The 17,698-nt window shown below is 56.5% G+C and carries 16 protein-coding genes; 2 read left to right on the forward strand and 14 right to left on the reverse strand.

Annotation, left to right across the window (positions count from 1 at the left end):
• The first annotated feature begins 105 nt into the window (after nt 1–105).
• Nucleotides 106–711, forward strand: a complete 606-nt coding sequence (recU, locus tag KHA84_RS08710) for a Holliday junction resolvase RecU (RefSeq protein WP_213423370.1) — start codon at nt 106–108, stop codon at nt 709–711.
• Between the two features lie 24 nt (nt 712–735).
• Nucleotides 736–3,477, forward strand: a complete 2,742-nt coding sequence (locus KHA84_RS08715) for a transglycosylase domain-containing protein (protein ID WP_213423148.1) — start codon at nt 736–738, stop codon at nt 3,475–3,477.
• Nucleotides 3,478–3,903: 426 nt separating this feature from the next.
• On the opposite strand, the gene nth is transcribed toward KHA84_RS08715, so the two are convergent.
• The 14 genes from nth to mgsA form a co-directional block, all read right to left on the reverse strand.
• Nucleotides 3,904–4,572, reverse strand: coding sequence for an endonuclease III (nth, locus tag KHA84_RS08720; protein WP_213423149.1), 669 nt, complete (start codon nt 4,570–4,572; stop codon nt 3,904–3,906).
• Between the two features lie 70 nt (nt 4,573–4,642).
• Entirely contained in the window at nt 4,643–5,353 is a 711-nt protein-coding gene (locus KHA84_RS08725; RefSeq protein ID WP_213423150.1) for a DnaD domain-containing protein, read from the reverse strand.
• A 23-nt stretch (nt 5,354–5,376) separates the two neighbouring features.
• Nucleotides 5,377–6,672 carry an asparagine--tRNA ligase gene (asnS, locus tag KHA84_RS08730; RefSeq protein WP_213423151.1) on the reverse strand — a complete coding sequence of 432 codons (1,296 nt, stop codon included), beginning with the start codon at nt 6,670–6,672 and terminating at the stop codon, nt 5,377–5,379.
• Between the two features lie 24 nt (nt 6,673–6,696).
• Nucleotides 6,697–7,890 carry a pyridoxal phosphate-dependent aminotransferase gene (locus KHA84_RS08735; RefSeq protein ID WP_213423152.1) on the reverse strand — a complete coding sequence of 398 codons (1,194 nt, stop codon included), beginning with the start codon at nt 7,888–7,890 and terminating at the stop codon, nt 6,697–6,699.
• 15 nt (nt 7,891–7,905) lie between these two features.
• Nucleotides 7,906–8,385, reverse strand: a complete 480-nt coding sequence (locus KHA84_RS08740; RefSeq protein WP_236823226.1) for a cell wall elongation regulator TseB-like domain-containing protein — start codon at nt 8,383–8,385, stop codon at nt 7,906–7,908.
• 7 nt (nt 8,386–8,392) lie between these two features.
• The gene (locus KHA84_RS08745; protein ID WP_092095094.1) at nt 8,393–8,563 is read right to left on the reverse strand and encodes a YpmA family protein; all 171 of its coding nucleotides are present in this window, start codon (nt 8,561–8,563) and stop codon (nt 8,393–8,395) included.
• A gap of 20 nt (nt 8,564–8,583) precedes the next feature.
• On the reverse strand, nt 8,584–11,367 hold the full coding sequence (gene dinG / locus KHA84_RS08750; protein WP_213423154.1) for an ATP-dependent DNA helicase DinG: 2,784 nt from the start codon (nt 11,365–11,367) through the stop codon (nt 8,584–8,586).
• 293 nt (nt 11,368–11,660) lie between these two features.
• Nucleotides 11,661–12,044: an aspartate 1-decarboxylase gene (gene panD / locus KHA84_RS08755; RefSeq protein ID WP_213423155.1), complete on the reverse strand. Its 384-nt coding sequence runs from the start codon at nt 12,042–12,044 to the stop codon at nt 11,661–11,663.
• Nucleotides 12,038–12,898 (reverse strand): pantoate--beta-alanine ligase, encoded by an 861-nt coding sequence (panC, locus tag KHA84_RS08760; RefSeq protein WP_236823217.1) that lies wholly within the window; start codon nt 12,896–12,898, stop codon nt 12,038–12,040. The genes panD and panC overlap by 7 nt, the downstream gene beginning before the upstream one ends.
• A complete protein-coding gene (gene panB, locus KHA84_RS08765; RefSeq protein ID WP_213423157.1) occupies nt 12,885–13,733 on the reverse strand; it encodes a 3-methyl-2-oxobutanoate hydroxymethyltransferase in 849 nt (282 codons plus the stop codon). The genes panC and panB overlap by 14 nt, the downstream gene beginning before the upstream one ends.
• Before the next feature lie 253 nt (nt 13,734–13,986).
• A complete protein-coding gene (locus KHA84_RS08770; RefSeq protein WP_213423158.1) occupies nt 13,987–14,976 on the reverse strand; it encodes a biotin--[acetyl-CoA-carboxylase] ligase in 990 nt (329 codons plus the stop codon).
• Nucleotides 14,948–16,147: a CCA tRNA nucleotidyltransferase gene (locus tag KHA84_RS08775; protein WP_236823218.1), complete on the reverse strand. Its 1,200-nt coding sequence runs from the start codon at nt 16,145–16,147 to the stop codon at nt 14,948–14,950. The genes KHA84_RS08770 and KHA84_RS08775 overlap by 29 nt, the downstream gene beginning before the upstream one ends.
• Nucleotides 16,144–17,283, reverse strand: coding sequence for an N-acetyl-alpha-D-glucosaminyl L-malate synthase BshA (gene bshA, locus KHA84_RS08780; protein WP_213423159.1), 1,140 nt, complete (start codon nt 17,281–17,283; stop codon nt 16,144–16,146). Before bshA ends, KHA84_RS08775 begins: the two co-directional genes overlap by 4 nt.
• Nucleotides 17,280–17,696 carry a methylglyoxal synthase gene (mgsA, locus tag KHA84_RS08785; protein WP_213423160.1) on the reverse strand — a complete coding sequence of 139 codons (417 nt, stop codon included), beginning with the start codon at nt 17,694–17,696 and terminating at the stop codon, nt 17,280–17,282. The genes bshA and mgsA overlap by 4 nt, the downstream gene beginning before the upstream one ends.
• Between the last annotated feature and the right edge of the window lie 2 nt (nt 17,697–17,698).

Raw genomic sequence — 17,698 nt, forward strand, 5'->3', positions numbered from 1 at the left:
TCGGACAGCACTTGTAAAAAACATCCATCCCGGCGGCCGCAACCCCGGACTGCCATAAGCCGTCCTATGAATGTGGTATGATAGGTGGAATGCGAGGTGAGAAAGATGGCAATTCGCTATCCCGGCGGAAGAAAGTATACTCCGGCCGAAAAGCCCGCGGTGAAGTCTGCGAAAAAAGACTACTCGTTCAGCAATAGGGGTAAGACATTGGAGGACGAATTGGACGAGTCCAATGCCTACTATCTCGCAAACGGCATCGCGGTCATCCACAAAAAACCCGTACCCGTCCAGATTGTGAAGGTCGACTATCCGTCACGAAGTGCAGCGGTTATCCGCGAAGCATACTTCAAGACACCCTCGACGACCGACTATAACGGGATCTACCACGGCCATCATATTGATTTTGACGCGAAGGAGACCGGAGTCAGCTCCTCTTTTCCGCTGAAGAACATTCACGAGCACCAGATTGAACATATGAGGAGCGTAACGGACCAGGGAGGTTTTGCTTTCCTGATCGTCAAGTTCACAGAAACCGAACGTTATTTTATCGTCCCGTTCAATCTGGTCGACCGTGCATGGAAGCGGATGAAGGACGGAGGCCGGAAATCGATTCCGGTCGCCGAACTGGAGGATGAGGCCGTCGAGTTCAATGCCGGATTCCGGCCGAGGCTCGACTATCTGGGCGCCATCGCGAAATTAGGCATTTCTTGACGCAATAGAAAGAGAGGAAAACCTATGAGTGACCAGTTTCAATCACGCTCCGAGAGGCGGAAGCAGCAGGAGCAGGCCCGCAAGACGGACCGCAAAAGCACCAAAAAAACCGGGAACAAAAAGAAAAAGCCCACCTTGAAAACAATCCTGAAAATTGCCGTCCTCGTGGCGGTCATCGGATTCGTATTCGGGGCCGGTCTGTTCACCTACTACGCAGCGACCGCTCCCGACCTGGACGAAGAGTCGCTGAAGGACCCGCTAGCCTCGGAGCTTTATGTGGAAGGCTCGGATGAACCGCTCCTTACACTTGGGCCTGAAAATCGGGAGTACGTGGAATACGAGCACATTCCCCAAATCATGGAAGACGCCATTCTCGCCACCGAGGATGTCCGTTTCTACAAGCACCACGGCATGGACCTGTGGCGGCTTGGCGGAGCGGTGCTTGCCAACTTCCGGGACGGCTTCGGCGCACAGGGCGCGAGCACAATTTCCCAGCAAGTGGTAAAGAACTCTTTTCTCCAGAACGAAAAAACGCTGAAGCGGAAAGCCCAGGAAGCTTGGCTCGCCTTCCAGCTCGAGCGGAAATACGAAAAAGAAGAAATTTTCGAGATGTACTTCAACAAAGTTCTTATGACAGATAACATTTACGGCTTCGGTACGGCGGCCGAACAGTTCTACGGCAAGGAGCCGGAAGAACTCAAGCTGCACGAAGCGGCCCTACTGGCGGGAATGCCACAAAGTCCGAACCGCTATAACCCGTACCGTCATCCCGAGCGCGCCGAAAAGCGCCGGAACATCGTCCTTGGCCTGATGGTCCAGCACGGAAAGATTTCCCAGGAACAGGCGGATGCGGCAAAAGAGGTGCCGGTCACAGAAGGGCTGATCCCTCCTGAGGAGCAGAAACATCACGGCAGCAACAAATATGCAGCGTTTGTCGATATGGTGAGAGAAGAGCTTGAAGAACATGACCTTTCCATTGCCGACGGACTGAAGATTTACACCACCCTGGATCCGTCAGCACAGGAAACGGTCGAATCCACCATCACCCATGAAAAGATTCCGGGCGAAGCGTCCTCCAGTGCAGTGGTGATCGATACAAAGACCGGCGGCGTCAAGGCGGTTGCCGGACGGCCCGATTATAAACCACGCGATAAAAACCTTGCATTGGTGACGAGCCGTTCCGTAGGTTCAACAATCAAGCCGATCCTGGATTACGGCCCTGCCATCGAGTACCTCGACTGGTCAACCGGCCAGACGGTAGATGACACGCGCAGAACGTATAAAGGCAGCGACCAGGTGATCCGAAATGCGAACGGCCGCTACCTTGGCAAAATGACCATGCGCAAAGCGCTTTATCTGTCCCAGAACGTACCGGCTATATCGACCTTCGAGGAAGTCGGTGCTGAGAAAGCGGCCGATTTTGCAAAGAAAGTCGGAATCGATGTTGAAAGCCCCAATCCATCTTCCGCTTTGGGCGGCGGCGTAGGAGCTTCCCCGCTCCAGATGGCCAGCGCCTATGCGGCATTCGGCAACGGCGGAATGTATACCGAACCATACACGATCACAAAGGTCGTCCTGCGTGACGGAAAGACGGAACGCGATCTCAACCCGAAACCGGTCAGTGCCATGAAGGACTCTACCGCCTACATGATTACGGACGTTCTTCGGGATGTGGTGAAGAATCCGCAGGGCACGGCTTACAGCAACGTGAAGTCACACGGCCTGGACGTGGCCGGCAAGACCGGTACGACCAACTATGACACGAAAACATTCGAGGAACGATTCAGCGGCCAGAAAATGGCGGTTCCGGACAGCTGGTTTGTCGGCTATACGCCGGAATACTCCATTGCCGTCTGGACGGGACATGAGGACTACTACACACCGCTAACCGAGTGGGAAGAGCGTTGGTTCCCTCAAAGAGCCTTTTCTGAAATTCTAGGCGACCTCGCCCAGCGCGGTGAACACACGTCGTTCAAGAAACCGAAATCCGTCGTGGAAGCGACGATCGAAATCGGCACAGATCCTCTCCGGCTTGCAAGCGACTGGACACCGTCCGACCGGAAGAGCACGGAACTATTTGTCCGGGGCACAGTCCCTGAACGGGTGTCCAAAAAGTACGAGCCAAAGGAAGAGGAAAAAGAAACACTCCCGGCGCCAACCGGTCTGAGCGCAGACTATGACGAAGCACAAAATCTCGTCCGCCTCAGCTGGAACCACGAAGGCGGAGAAGATGTCGAATTCGCGGTGACCTACAATGTCGACGGCGGCAGTGCCAAAAACCTGACCACCACCACGGAAAAGGCCGCGGCAGCCACCGGAGTCGAACCGGGCAAGACGTATACGTTCTCGGTTGTGGCTAAATCCGGAGACGCCACCAGCGCCCCTGCCACCGTCTCCATCCAGATCGGAGGCGCCCCTGAAGAAGAACAACCGGAAGAACCTGAAGAAAATGAACAGGAACCGGATGAAAACGAGCAGGAGCCTGGCGAAAACGAACAGGAACCGGATGAAGAGGAACAGGGCGACGGCGGCAACGCTGAAAACCCCGGAAACCAAAATCCGGGCCAAGGCCAGGGTGACGGTTCCGGCAACCAAGGCAACCCGAACAACGGCCAAGGCGGCCAGGGCGGACAGGACGGCTCAGGCAACCAAGGCGGCGGACAGCAGCAGAACCCTGGCGGACAGGGCGGTCAGACCAACCCCGGAAACGGCAATGGCAACGATGACCAAAACGGAGACGGGGACGGCGAAGACCAGAATCCTTAATCAAGGCGGGGCCGTCCGAAAAGTCGGATTCAGCACATGATATAGCAAACGGCACGGACGCCGGGAGACACCTGCGGGAAAAGCCGGGCTGTCGAGACCCGCTTTACGCGGGGCTCGGCGCCGGCCCGCGGTAAGCGACCAGAGTCCGTGCCGTTTGCTGTTTTTATCGTATTAATAACTTATTGGACAGCCCCGTTTTTTCGTATGGAGTAGGAACCGTTTCACTTTTCGTACGCGAACTTCTTGGATTCGTAAGCAAATCCGTGAGTGCGCCTCTTTTCATACGCGAACTTCTTGATTTCGTATGCAAACCTGCCCCCCTTTTTTCATACGAGAACTTCCAAGCCGCTCCACTTTCCATGCCATCCAGCTTCCAAACGAAAAACCCGGAATTGCCTTGTCATCGGCAATTCCGGGTTTCTTCATTTATTCGGCGTCTTCCTCTTTTTTGTTGAGCCCCATGCGCTTGCGGCCTTCGCGGCACATGTTGAGGATCGGGCAGATGCCGCATTCGGGTCCTTTCGCTTTGCAGAAGTAGCGCCCGAAGAAGATCAGCTGGTGGTGGGTCTGGGACCATTCGTCTTCCGGTGTCCAGCGCATCAGTTTCTGCTCCACTTCAAGCGGGCTGTCTTTCCAGCGATTTAAACCGAGCCGCTTGGAGACCCGTTCCACGTGCGTGTCGACGGCAAATGCAGGTACGCCGTACGCGACGGAGACGACGACGTTTGCGGTCTTGCGGCCGACTCCGGGCAGCGTCGTGAGGGTGTCCCGGTCGTCCGGGACGATGCCGCCGTACTTCTCGAGCAGGATTTCGCTCATCGCCCGGATGTTCTTGGCTTTGTTGCGGAACAGGCCGATTGAGCGGATGTCGTTTTGAAGTTCCTCCAGCGGCACACCCAGGTAGTCTTCCGGGCGTTTATATTTTTGGAAAAGGTCTTTTGTCACCCGGTTGACCAGTGCGTCGGTGCACTGGGCCGACAGCATCGTTGCCACCAGCAGCTCGAACGGATTGTCGTGGACGAGTTCGCAGTGCGCATCCGGATACATGTCGGCGATTTCTTCACGGCATACATTCCATTGGGCTTTCGTCAGCATGTCCTTGTCCTTTCTGAAATGGCCGGCTCCCCATTAGAGGGAGCCGGCCATCCGGTTGTTGGCTTGCCGGTCAGTCCCGTTCTTCCAGCCAGTTGTAGAACGGGACTTTCCTTTTGGTTTCGTTGCCGGATGCGTGCCGGGGCGGCTGGGAATGGCCGCGGAAGTTCCGCGCCTCTCCTTCCGCCTCCTGGACGGTCCGGATATTTTTCTTTTTCCACTCGAACAGGATCCGGTCAATGTAGCGGAGGCTCACTTTCCGTGCAATCACCGCTTCGCGGAGCGCCGCCTTGATGAGGTCGGATGAATGGCCGTCCTGGTCAAACCACATGGAGATCGTCTCGCATTCCATCGGGGAAAGAAGCCGGCCAAACTCTTGCTCGAACAGGGCGAAAATCTCCCCTTCTTCCGCTTGCCGGTTTTCTTCCTCCTGTCCTGAACAGCCGAGCACCTGGGCATCGACCAGGCGAGTCCAGAGCGGCTGCAGGCTGTAGTTTTCATTCAGCACGCCGTTTTCGTCCATCGTCCGCTCAATCGTCAGGAATCCCGATTGCATCAGGCGCTGGAGCCCGTGGCCGATCTCCTCATCGGACAGTGACATCCTGGCTGAAATATCCGAGGGTCCGGGAAGACCCTGTCCGCCTTCGGCAAATGACATCAGCTGCAGGACAAGCAGTGCATCGAGGTCCCGGATGCCAAGCTGCTTATAAGAGCTAAAAAAGAGCTGGGAAATGGAGACATTCCCCTGCTCAATCCAGATGCGGAGCCGATCCTGACTGTTCACCGAATCAACCTCCTTCATCTTCTTCATGGGTAGAGCCTGTTCAGCAGACGCGGGAACGGAATCGCTTCGCGCACGTGTTCCGCACCGGAGATCCATGCAACTGTCCGCTCAAGTCCGAGACCGAAGCCGGAGTGCGGCACGGAGCCCTGCTTGCGGAGTTCGAGGTACCATGCGTACGCTTCAGGATCAAGCTGATGCTCTTCGATCCGCTGCTTCAGAAGGTCATAGTCATGGATCCGCTCGGAACCGCCGATGATTTCGCCGTAGCCTTCCGGCGCGATCAGGTCTGCGCATAATACAACATCGTCGCGGTCAGGATGCGGCTGCATGTAAAACGGCTTGATTGCTGTCGGGTAATTTACGATGAATACAGGTTTGTCATAGTGTTCGGCGATGGCCGTCTCGTGAGGTGCGCCGAAGTCGTCTCCCCACTGGATGTCGTCGAAGCCCTTCTCGTGAAGGAATTCGATCGCGTCATCGTAGGTGATGCGCGGGAACGGCGCCTGCACCTTTTCGAGTTTGGATGTGTCGCGGCCGAGCACGCCGAGTTCGAGCTTGCAGTTTTTCAGAACGGATTGGACAATGTGCTCGATATACTGCTCCTGGACCTCGAGGCTTTCCTCGTGTTCCGTGAACGCCATTTCAGGCTCCATCATCCAGAACTCGATCAGGTGGCGGCGGGTTTTGGACTTTTCAGCGCGGAATGTCGGTCCGAACGAGAACACCTTGCCCAGTGCCATCGCGGCTGCTTCCAGATGGAGCTGGCCGGACTGGGACAGGAACGCATCCTCTTCAAAGTATTTTGTATGGAAGAGTTCAGATGTGCCTTCCGGCGAAGAACCGGTCAGAATCGGCGGATCGATTTTTACGAAACCTCGGTCATTGAAGAATTCGTATGTTGCGCGGATGATTTCGTTCCGGATTTTCATGATGGCATGCTGCTTCTTGGAACGGAGCCAGAAGTGGCGGTTGTCCATCAGGAATTCGGTTCCGTGCTCTTTCGGGGTGATCGGGTAGTCTTCCGCCTCTCCGATCACGTCAATGCCGGAAACCTGGAGCTCATAGCCGAATGCGGACCGCTCATCTTCGACGACGGAGCCTGTCACGTACATCGACGTTTCCTGATGGATCGATTTTGCAGTGGCGAACACGTCTTCCGGAACATCCGCTTTGACGACGACGCCCTGTACGAATCCGGAACCGTCGCGCAGCTGAAGAAAGGCGATCTTCCCGCTCGAGCGCTTGTTCGCGAGCCAGCAGCCGATGCGGACTGTTTTTCCGACATGCTGAGGCATTTCTTTGATCATGATTTTATCCATAAAAGTAAACCTCCGATTATCATTTCAGTCTTGCCAGCGGGCCTCCACGAATTCACGGATTCGGCGGACGGCTTCTTTGAACTGCGAGAGCTCGGTGGCGTAGCTGAGCCGGATCGTATCCGGTGCCCCGAAGCCGCTGCCCGGGATCACCGCGACTTTCGCTTCTTCGAGGAGCGCGCGCGCAAAGGCGTCCGAATCCTCGAATCCGGTTTTCCGGACAGCCTCTGACACATCAGGAAGCAGGTAGAACGCTCCCTGAGGCTTCAATACGTTGAAGCCCGGGATATCTGAAAGGAGCGGATACACGGCATCCAGGCGCTTTCCGAAGTCCTTGCGCATCGTCTCAACCGCATCCTGTGGTCCGTCGTAGGCCTCAATTGCCGCATATTGCGACGTCGTGACCGGGTTCGACGTGGAGTGGCTCGCGAGATCAGTCATCGCCTTGATGACCGCTTCGTCGCCGCAAGCGTAGCCGATCCTCCAGCCTGTCATGGAGTGGGACTTCGAGACGCCGTTGATGACGATTGTGCGTTCTTTCGCATCATCCGACAGCGATGCGATGGACACGTGCTCGGCATCACCGTAGATCAGCTTTTCATAGATCTCATCAGAGATGATCCGGATGTCACTTTCCCTGCATACTTCCAGGAGATCGCGCAACTCCTCCTCCGTATAGATCATGCCCGACGGGTTGCTCGGTGAGTTCAGGATGAACGCTTTCGTCTTTTCTGATACCGCGTCTTTTAATTGCTCCGCTGTAATCTTGAATCCGGAATCAACAGAACCTTCTACGTATACCGGTACTCCTCCTGCAAGTTTCACTTGCTCGGGGTAGCTGACCCAGTAAGGAATCGGAACAATGACTTCGTCGCCCGGGTCCAGGATAACCTGGAAAAGCGTATAGAGAACATGCTTCGCCCCGATGCCGACGAGCACTTCAGATGGCTTGTATGTAAGTCCGTGGTCCTCCGACATTTTCCGGATGATGGCATCCTTGAGCTCCGGAAGACCGCCCGCAGGCGTGTACTTCGTCTTGCCTTCCTTCATCGAGGCATAGGCGGCTTCGATGATGTGGTCCGGCGTATTGTAATCCGGCTCCCCTGCTCCGAGTCCGATGACATCGATCCCCTCTTTTTTCATCTGCTTCGCCTTGGCCGTGATCGCAAGCGTTGAAGATGGTGTAAGCGTTTCAGTCCGTTTTGCAAGTCTGCGGTCCATGCCGGGAACCCCTTCCTATAAGTTCAATATTTTCTTGCGTGTGCTGCCGTCCTTAAAGTTCATGTAGACATAGTTCAGCTTATCATCCTGACCGATAAAGGCGACTTCCCAGTACGGACCGGAACCGTCTGTACCGAGATGGACGTGGAGAATTTCCGATACCTCCATTTCCTCACGGACGGAGGAGAGCGCTTCTTTTGTGCTGATGCCGTCCGATAGCAGAACGCCCCGTATGTCTCCTTTTTTTCCGTCCGGGACAAATACGGCCTTCGGGCGGCCTTCCTTGTCTTTGCCGAGCACCGTAATCGACGGCTCGGCCCCGTTAACCGGATAAGCTCTGGTGATTTCTACAAGATGGCCTTCCTCGAGCGCACGCGACTCAGCTTTTTCTTCCGCTTTTCCGATCGGCTTTTGTGCCTGATAAAAGGCGATGACTCCGATCAGTGTGAAAAGGGCAAGCGAGAAGATGACAATGAATCTGATCCAATTTTTCATCACGCCGTCACGTCCTGTAGATCGTGAAAACAGCCGTTTCCTGATCTTCAGGGTCGAGTGCAAGGCCGAACATCAGGTCGTCTTCCTTCAAAGTCCGGTTAAGCGCATCAACGATTTTGTAAAGGTCCGGCTGATACTTGACCTTGACTGTGTTCACAATTTCAATTCTGCTTTCCATATTAGACCTGCCTTCTGTCTTCATACTTCGTCATTATACCAACTTTCCAATTCAATCACCATATCACCGAGGCCGACATTCTCGACCGGAACTGGCGGCAATGCCCGGATAAAGTCCTTGCCGTATGATTTCTTCTCGATCCGGCGGTCCAGCACGATATAGGCGCCGCGGTCGGATGTCGAGCGGATCAGCCTGCCGAAGCCCTGGCGGAACTTGATGATGGCCTCTGGGAGGGAAAGCTCCTGGAACGGATTTTTCCCCGAGGCGGCGATTTTTGCCGCCCGCGCCTTGAACAGCGGGTTCTCCGGGGAACTGAATGGAAGCCGGACGACGATGACGGCAGCCAGGGCATCACCCGGCGCATCCACCCCTTCCCAGAAACTGTCCGTGCCAAACAGGACGGAATGGCTGAACCGCTGGAAGGACTTGAGCAGCCGCATCCGGCTTCCGGGCGTAATTCCCTGAGCGATCAGCATGTACTCTGCGAGCAGTTCGCTGTCCACAATCAGCTCGTAGGTTTTGCGCAGCATGTCATGGGAGGTGAATAGCACGAAGCACCTGCCGCCAGTTGCGATCACAGCCTGGACGACCGCATCGGCGACGGATTCGATGTATTCCTGCTGAGCCACGTTCAGGATGTCCGGCATATCGCTGACGATGAACATTTTCGCCCCCCGGTAAAATTCCGGCGGTGCGGTGAACTTTTGAATCTCAATCGTCCCGGGAAGCCCGATCTGGTCGGCGATGAATCTCTCCCTTCCCGGGAGAGATAGCGTCCCTGATGTCCAGACTACGCCAAACCGCCCGTCCGGGTTCACCGCTTTACGGATCATGCCGGAAACGTCGGACGGCTGCCTGACGATTTTAAGGCTGCCCGGAATGCTTCTCAGGTCCGCCTCGACCCAGGCGGCAGCGTCATCCATACCGGCCGGGCCGAACAGTTCCATCCAGCCGGCCGCCTGCAGGCGGATTTCTCGTATCCAATGCTGCCACTCCGACAGGAATCTGGCTATTTCGGGCTCATGGTGCCAGGAAGCAACGAACGGCGCGGTGAGTTCAGTGACTTTGTCCAAGTACGCGTACAGCTGCTCGCCCGCCTCCCTGCATACCGGGACAAGCGGTTCGAGATCCGCAAGCGCATAGGTCCGTTTTTGCTCATGCGGGCGATCTTCACTCAATGTCTGAATAAGCAGCTGAATGCCCTCAAACGCGTCATCGAATGCATCCATCGCCCGGTCATACTGATCTGCTGCCCGTACGGCTGCGCGCTCGCCGGGCATGCCGTTTTTGCGGGCCAGTGAAACAAACCTGTCCTGAAGGAGCCCTTCGCCGGACCTGCCCATCTGGCCGAGCGTATATTTAAAGTCCGTGTAGGAAAAGAGCGTTTCCGCATGGGACCTTGCCGCCGTGATGAACTGATGTGCCTCATCAATGATCATTCCCGACAAAAGAGGGAAGGGTGACTGGCCGCGGTCCTGCGCTGAAAGGAGCATCGCATGGTTTGTCACGATCAGATCCGAGTTCCGCGCAAAAGCCAGCGACCGGAGATAAAAGTCGATTTTCTCCAGTTCCCGGTCACGGACGGCTGCCCGGTATTTGCGGATTTTGTCCAGGAACAGCCGGCCGCCGCCGGACACATTGAGCTCCTCAAGGTCGCCGGTCTCTGTGCCCGCCAGCCAGACCACCACCTGCAGGATCGCAAGGGTCTCGTCATAAGATTCATCAGTCGCCGCCAGGATGCCGGCAAACCGCTCCAGATCGATGTAATGGCCGACCCCCTTCAGGAGCGCAGCGCGCAGTGGCACGCCGATGGCACGCTCCGCCTTTTCCAGGTCCCGTCCGATAATCTGTTCGGTCAGGTGGTTGGTGTAAGTGCTGATGACAGCCGGTTTTCCTTCACGGATAGCGTGGATTGCCGCCGGAAGAAGGTATGCGAAAGTTTTGCCGATGCCGGTCGCCGCTTCTGCCGCGAGTTCGGACTTTGACTCGAGGGTGCTGTGTACGGCATCCATCATCGCAGATTGTGCCGGCCGCTCCTCATACTGATCAAACGCATGCCTCAATAGCGATTCCTTCTCCGGCGGATTTCCGGGATAATCGATATCGGCAGTTATTCGTTTTTTCTGATGAGGAGGCTCTTTTATGGCCATGCCTTTCCAAATCAGGTAGCCGACTTCCGCTGCAGCATGCCTGCGCTTATTCCTGAGCGCGCCGTAGAACAGCGAGCTCAAGTCTGATTTCAGGCGGAATGACCGCTTATGAAGAATGGAAAGCGTCGGCTCCGGAAGCCGTCCGGTTTCTTCCTGGAGCCGGATCAGAAGTTCCGCGGTCGCTTTGGCATCCTCAATGGCGCGGTGGGCGTTTTCCAGTCCGATGCCGAATTCCGCCGCAATATCCTGCAGCTTGAAGCTTGGTGCGGACGGACGGATGATTTTTGCGAGTTCAACGGTATCGACTGTTTCCCCGCTCCATTTCGGCAGTCCCGCCCGCCGGAATTCATGCTGCAGGAACGGCAGGTCAAACGAAACATTATGGGCGACGAACACACAGCCCTCCAGCCAATCCCTAATCTCGGCGGCCCTGTCCTCGAACATGGGGGCATCCGCCACGTCGTGATCACGGATGCCGGTCAGGCTGCTGATGAAAGCGGGAATTTTCCGGCCGGGATTCAGGAAAGTGGAGTACGTTTTTGTCACAGCCCCGTTTTCCACGAGGGCCATTCCAATTTCGATCATCCTGTCTCCACTTTTCGGTGAATGTCCGGTCGTCTCAAGATCCACGACCGCATATCGTTTTCCATCCATCTATATCATCTCGCTGTCCGTCGGTGTCTTACGGAAATTGTACCACATCCCCGCACTTAGAATCGTCCCCCGGAAGGTGCGGACGCGAACTCATTGGACACGGTCGCTAACCGCCAGGCTGCGGTCGCGAACTGATGCCGTGCGGTCGCAAACGGGGATGTCTTTCCTGATCCCGAGTGGTTACCCCGTATCCCTGCACAAAAAAACACCCCGGAATCGGCTTCGCGCGAACAACACGCAAATCCGATTCTGGAGAGTCCTCCTGCGTCCGTGCAATTTCTGCACCCCTCGTCTCAGTAAACAGTTGCTTCCGGCTCGTGGCCGATCACAGCCTCGATCCGGTTGTTTTCACCCATCAGGACGATGTTCGGCAAATGATTTTCCACTTCTTCCGCGTCAACCTGCACGTAGCTCAGGATGATGACGATGTCACCGGGCTGGACAAGACGGGCTGCGGCTCCGTTAACACAAATGACCCCGCTTCCCCGGCTGCCCCCGATGATATACGTTTCAAAACGTGCGCCATTGTTGTTGTTCACGACCTGGACCTTTTCATTCGGCAGCATGCCGGCCGCGTCCAGGATGTGGCTGTCGATTGTGATGCTGCCGACATAGTTCAAGTTCGCTTCGGTGACGGTGGCTTGGTGAATCTTGCCGTTCAGCATGGTTCTCAGCATGATGTCTTCCTCTCCAGCGGGACCAGGATGTTGTCGATCAGGCGCACCCCGGAAAAACGGACCGCCGCGGCGATGATGGCTTCCCTCGATTCCGCGGAGAGCGGGCGCAACGACGGGTATTCAAGGATTTCCGCATAGTCGGTCTCTGCTCCCGGAATGCTTCCGAGGCTGCCGCGGACTGTGCCAAGCGCCAGCTCCGTATCGCCCGTTTCCCGGAGCACCCTGGCGCCTTCCCGGAGAGATGCATAGATGGCGGGCGCGTCCTTTCTCTCTTGGGCAGTCAGCCGCACATTCCGAGAGCTTTTCGCCAGGCCGTCTTTTTCACGGACAGTCGGAATGCGCCGGATTTCCAGCGGGAAGTTGTAGTCTCTGACAAACGTCTCGATGATGGCCAGCTGCTGTGCGTCCTTCTGGCCGAAATAAGCCCGCTCCGGACGTGTCAGGTGGAACAGCTTGGTGAGTACCTTCAGGACGCCGTCAAAATGGCCCGGGCGGCTTGCGCCGCATAATACGTCCGCCTGCCTGCCGGGCAGAATGCGGATGCTGCTGTTTTCGGGATACATGTCTTCAGGAGAAGGATGAAACAGGATGTCGACACCGGCTTTTTCCGCCAGCGCAGCATCCCTCTCCAGATTCCTCGGATAGCTCTCGAAATCTTCACCCGGCCCGAACTGTGCAGGGTTCACAAAAATGCTCATGACGACAACGTCATTTTCTTTTCTTGCTTCCCCGGCCAGCGCCAGATGGCCTTCATGAAGAAAGCCCATCGTCGGGACAAAGCCGATGCTTTTCCCGTCCGCCACCAGCCGCCGTGCCTCTGAATCCATTTCCCCGACTTTCTCAATGCGCTTCAACAGGATCCCCTCCATACAATTTGCCCGCCTCTTCCTCTTTCATCGTGAAGCGGTGCGCTTCTGCCGGGAAGGACCCGTCCCTGACCGCCGCTGCGTATCCTGCAATTCCGTCGCGGATCGGCTTCCCTGCATCCGCAAACTGGCGGACGAACTTCGGCACATGGTGGCTGCCGTAGCCGATCAGGTCATGGAAGACGAGCACCTGGCCGTCTGTTTCCGAACCGGCCCCGATCCCGATGACGGGGATGGACAGCTCTTCGGTGATCCGGCCAGCCAGCTGGTGCGGGATGCATTCAAGGACGAGCATGCAGGCACCGGCCTCCTGCACTTCCTTTGCCTCCCGGATCAGCCGGAGGGCATCTTCCGCCGTTTTGCCCTGTACTTTATACCCGCCTGTCACTCCTGCAGACTGCGGCAGGAGCCCGAGGTGAGCCACGACCGGGATTCCCGTCGATACGAGTGTCTTGATGGCGTCTGTGACGATTCCGGCGCCCTCCAGCTTCAGAGCATCCGCTCCGGTTTCGCGGAACATGCGGACGGCCGTTTCGAGCGTCCGGTCGATGCTCCCGTGGTAACTGCCGAACGGCATGTCCACTACCGTGAATGCCTGTCCTGCCCCCCGGCGCACCGCCTTGCCGTGATGGATCATGTCTTCCACCGTCACCGGCACGGTCGATTCATAGCCGAGAACGACCATCCCGAGTGAATCGCCGACAAGCAGAACATCAATTCCGCTTTCGGCTGCCATTTTCGCCGTCGGAAAATCATAAGCCGTCATCATCACGATTTTCTCACCGTTCTTCTTTTTCTTTATGAAGTCTGCAGTGGTTGTCATCTGTTCTTCTCCTTTCCTGGAGAAGACCAAAAACCCTCCCGCCAAAAAATGGCAGAAGGGCTGAATAGTCATTCCGGTCTTCTCCGTCCCTGTCTTTTCGGATCAAGGCGGACCAAGTGTAATGGCGACCTATCCCGTTTGGGAGTGGGTTCGCTTTTTCCGGTCGTTCAGCTTTGTTTCAGGTGCAGTTCAGTTAAGATACCGCCCTTCTCCGCCTTCAATATAGCAGAAAGCGGTTTCGGGGCGCAAGAGGTTATTCTGCCGGCTCGATGTCCGCCGAATAAATGCCGCGAATGCTGCCGTCTTCCGTGCGGATTTCCAGCACGCCTTCCTCCGTGATGCCGACGGCCGTTCCGGTGACCGTCTCCCGCATCATGACCGCGTTCACTTTCCGGCCGATCGTGTCGGAGTTTTCCTCCCACAGCATTTTGATGGGCGCAAACCCCTCTTCAAGATAAATCCTCGAATAAAAGCCGATATTCCGCAGCACAGCTGCAGCTAATGCCGCACGGTCAACCCGCTGGCCGGACTGGATCCGGACCGACGTCGCGATATCGGCCAGCTCATCAGGGAAGTCTTCCGGCTCCTGGTTTACGTTGATGCCGATGCCGATGATGATTGCCTGGACACGGTCGGGGTCGGCCTGAAGTTCGGTCAGGATGCCGGTCACTTTCCGGCCGCCGATCAGCAGATCGTTGGGCCACTTGATGCGTGCTTCCACTTCGGCCGTTTCCCGGATCGCCCGGCAGATGGACACTGCGGCAATAAGTGTGAATTGGGGCGCCCGGTGTGGCGGAATGTCGGGTTTCAGGATGACGCTCATCCAGATGCCCTTTCCGGCAGTGGATGACCACGGCCGGGCGAGCCGTCCCCGTCCTTCCGTCTGCTCCTCCGCAACGATCACCGTTCCGTCGGTTGCACCATCATGGGCTTCCCTGTGGGCGATCGGCATTGTTGAACCGACTGACTCAAAATGGATGATGTTGCTGACAAATGGGTCATCCTTCAGATACTTCCGGATCAGCGCGGGTGTCAGCAGGTCCGGTGATGCCTCCAGCACATACCCCTTTTTCCTGACGGACCGGACGGTATAGCCTTCCTCCTCCAGTTCGCGCACCCACTTCCAGACGGCCGTACGGGAAACACCGGCCTCATCCGCCAGCATTTGTCCGGAAACCGGTTCTCCGCCGGCTTCCATGAGCCGCCTGAGCAAACTATCTTTGTCCTTCACTTTCGTCTCCATTTAAAAACCATCCTTTAATATCTTCCCGGGTATTATTCAGATCCCCGATGACGACCGCTTCCTCGATGTTTGCAAGCCACTCTTTCACCCATGGACCACCCTTTTTGCCTGACCACTTGATCAGGTCGTTGCCGGTGATGGCCAGGTCCCTCAGGGAAGAAATCGGAAGGCTCTTTTTCATCCTGCTGATTGCCCCTGGATCATCTTGCTCTGCTGCCTTTCCCGTCAGATTGGCCAATCGGGCGCCTGCAATAAGCGCGGTTTCCGGATGGCGGTAAGCATCCATACGGCTGTACGGACGCTCAAGGCTGATCCGGCAGGCGTCAAGAATATCTCTTACCGACCGCTTTTCGGCGTTCGACAGTTTGTATGGATTCCCGTCCGGCTCCCCGGCAAGGCGGTAAAGCAGCGCCCAGCCTTCAACCGGTTGCATCGGCTCACCGAATAGTTGCCAGATGCCGAGGTTTTCGCTTGAAAATGCCTGACCCATGAGCGGAAGGTGCCGTGCAAGACCCGTCTCTGCCATCAGCTGTGCTGCCAGGCCCGCCCGGCCGCTTGTCCAGATTTTGTCCATTTCCATTTTGACGCGCTCCACGGACACATGGCAGATGCTTTCGGCATGCCTCGCGATAGCCGCTTTTGTTGCGGGGGCGATTTCAAACCCTGTTTTCGCAGCAAATCTCACCGCCCGCAGCATCCTGAGCGCATCTTCTCCAAATCGTTCGTCGGGATTGCCGACCGCGCGGATAATGCCGCGCCGGATGTCCTCTACTCCGCCGAACGGGTCGTAGAGGGTATCGTCCCCGCGGATTGCGATGGCATTCATCGTAAAGTCCCTGCGGCGAAGGTCCTCTTTGAGTGAAGTGACATATTCAACGTGATCGGGTCGGCGGTGGTCGGTATAGGTGCCTTCCGTCCGGTAGGTGGTCACTTCGACCGGCGGCGCTGGATCGAGTACCATCACCGTGCCGTGTGCGATTCCGACATCCGCCGTTTTCGGGAAGATCGACTTGACCTCTTCAGGCAGTGCCGCCGTTGCGACATCCACATCATGAGCCGGCAGTCCCATCAGCCGGTCGCGGACTGCACCCCCGACAATGACAGCTTCAAAGCCGGCTTCCCTGAGGCGCTCCACGATTTTAAATGCTGACTGCCAGTGCTTGTCCGTCAAGATTCCATCCGCTCCAGCAACTCGTAATAGGCCGACTCGTATTCCAAGACGATCCGTTCCGAACTGAACCGCTCCCGCACCGAGCGGATGGCGTCTCGGGAGAACCTCAAAGCAAGATCAGGCTCTTTCAGGATGCGGATCGCTGCCTGAGCATATCCCTCGATATCCCCAAGCGGCCGGATAAAACCGTTTTCCCCGTCCGCGATCACTTCCGGAATCCCGCCGATGTCAGAGCCGACACATGGAACTCCGCATGCCATTGCTTCAATCAGCACGAGACCGAAAGCCTCTTTTTCGGATACGAGCATGTTCAGGTCGCTGATTGAAAACAGGTCTGGCAGATCGTCACGCTTGCCGAGGAAAAGTACTTCCGTCCCGAGCCCTTCCTCCGAGACAAGCGTATGGATCGTCTCGACTTCCGGTCCGTCTCCGACCAGGAGCAGCTTGGACGGCACTTCCCTGTTGATCAGGGCAAAGCTCCTGACGACATCCTCAATCCGCTTCACTTTCCGGAAATTCGATACGTGGATGACAATTTTGTCCGATTCGGTGATGCCAAGGCCCGCCTTCATGTGGTGTGCGTTCACGGGACGATAATGCCGATCGTCGATAAAGTTGTAGATGGTCCGGATCTCCTTATTCGGACGGATCAGCTCGTATGTCTCTTCCTTGAGAGAATGGGAGACTGCGGTCGTCATGTCGGATTTATTGATTCCGTATTTGACTGTGCCGGAAAGCGTCCGATCATGGCCGAGGATAGTCACGTCCGTCCCGTGAAGTGTTGTGATGATCGGAATGTTGATCCCTGCCATATCGCGCCCCAGCGCGGCGCAGATGGCATGCGGGACTGCATAGTGGGCGTGCAGGACGTCCAGTTCCTCATCGACGATGACTTCCGATATTTTATTGGCAAGGGCGATATCATATGGCGTGAACTTAAAGACGGCATAAGAGCCGACCTCCACTTCGTGCACCGTGATGTTCGGCTGATCCATATAAAGGCGGAACGGGCGGCCCGACGTGATGAAATGGACGTCGTGGCCCCGCTCCGCCAGAAGGATGCCAAGCTCGGTTGCGACAACCCCCGAACCGCCGAGGGACGGGTAACAGGTAATGCCGATCCTGAGTTTTCTCATGCTTTGTCACCGCTTTCCGGGTTCTTGTTGAGCCGCCAGTCGAGATGGTCCTCCGACAGGCCGCGCAGAAGCACTTCTGCCGTGCCCATATTTGTGGCCAGCGGCACCTTGTACACATCCGACAAGCGGAGGAGCGCCGACACATCCGGCTCATGGGGCTGCGCGGTAAGCGGATCGCGGAAGAAAACAACCAGGTCGAGGCGGTTTTCCGCCACCATCGCCCCGATCTGCTGGTCGCCTCCGAGCGGCCCTGACTTGAACCGATGAACATCCAGCCCTGTCGCCTCCGCAACCAGCTTGCCCGTCGTGCCGGTCGCAAATAAAGCGTGTTCCTTGAATATGGGCAGATATGCGATGACAAATTGGATCAGGTCATCTTTCTTTCTGTCGTGTGCGATCAGTGCAATATTCATGC

It is taken from the genome of Bhargavaea massiliensis (assembly GCF_018390575.1).
Classification (GTDB): domain Bacteria; phylum Bacillota; class Bacilli; order Bacillales_A; family Planococcaceae; genus Bhargavaea; species Bhargavaea massiliensis.